This is a genomic window from Streptomyces pactum (assembly GCF_016031615.1).
In the GTDB taxonomy this organism is placed as follows: Bacteria; Actinomycetota; Actinomycetes; order Streptomycetales; family Streptomycetaceae; genus Streptomyces; species Streptomyces pactus.
In genome coordinates this window covers 1-1,081 of record NZ_JACYXC010000033.1, presented here as the reverse complement: position 1 = coordinate 1,081, position 1,081 = coordinate 1, and the positions used below count along the sequence as shown (strand labels likewise).

General features: G+C 73.9%; 1 protein-coding gene. It reads left to right on the top strand.

From position 1 onward, the window contains the following. On the top strand, nucleotides 1–987 hold a 987-nt coding region (locus IHE55_RS30510; RefSeq protein WP_232267074.1), incomplete at its 5' end, for a lysophospholipid acyltransferase family protein. Nucleotides 988–1,081: the final 94 nt, after the last annotated feature.

Genomic DNA, 1,081 nt, shown 5'->3' with positions numbered 1-1,081 from the left:
GGGGGAAGCCCGGACGCCTCCGGGGAGCGGGACGGCGGGCGGGGGCCGCAGCGCCCCAGCGGCACGCGCCACCGCGGCGGGTCCGGACCGCGGCTCCGGAGCGCGACCGGGCAGAGCACCGGGGACGGGCGGCCGGGGCCGGCCGGCGGGGGCTGGGAGCGGAAGCTCGCCCACGGGCTGAACTTCCTGCGCCGCCGTCTCACCGGCGAGTACGAGGTGGACGAGTTCGGCTTCGACCGCGAGCTGACCGACCAGGTGCTGCTCTCGCTGCTCCGCCCGGTGTACGAGAAGTACTTCCGGGTCGAGGTGCGGGGCATCGAGAACATCCCGGCCGACGGCGGCGCGCTGGTGGTCGCCAACCACTCCGGGGTGCTCCCGCTGGACGGGCTGATGCTCCAGGTGGCGGTCCACGACCACCACCCGGCCCGGCGCCATCTGCGGCTGCTCGCCGCCGACCTGGTCTTCATGCTGCCGGTCGTCAACGAACTGGCTCGCAAGGCCGGACACACCCTGGCCTGCGCCGAGGACGCCCAGGCGCTGCTGGAGCGCGGCGAGGTGGTGGGCGTGATGCCGGAGGGCTTCAAGGGGCTGGGGAAGCCGTTCGCCCAGCGGTACAAGCTCCAGCGCTTCGGGCGCGGCGGCTTCGTCTCGACCGCGCTCCGCGCCGGGGTGCCGATCGTGCCGTGCTCCGTGGTCGGCGCGGAGGAGATCTACCCGATGATCGGGAACGCCCGTACGGTGGCCCGGCTGCTGGGCCTGCCGTACTTCCCGATCACGCCGACGTTCCCGCTGCTGGGCCCGCTCGGGGCGGTGCCGCTGCCGACCAAGTGGACCATCCAGTTCGGCGAGCCCATCCCGACCGACGGCTATTCGTCGGAGGCGGCGGACGACCCGATGCTGATGTTCAACCTGACCGACCAGGTGCGCGAGACCATCCAGCACACCCTGTACGAGCTGCTGGTGCAGCGCCGCTCGGTCTTCCTCTGACCGGCCGGGCCTCCACCCGCCCGCCGGTTTCCCACTGACGGCCGTTTCCCGCCGCGGGCCGGCTGCCCGCTGCCTCCGGCCGGCGGTTCCGTGG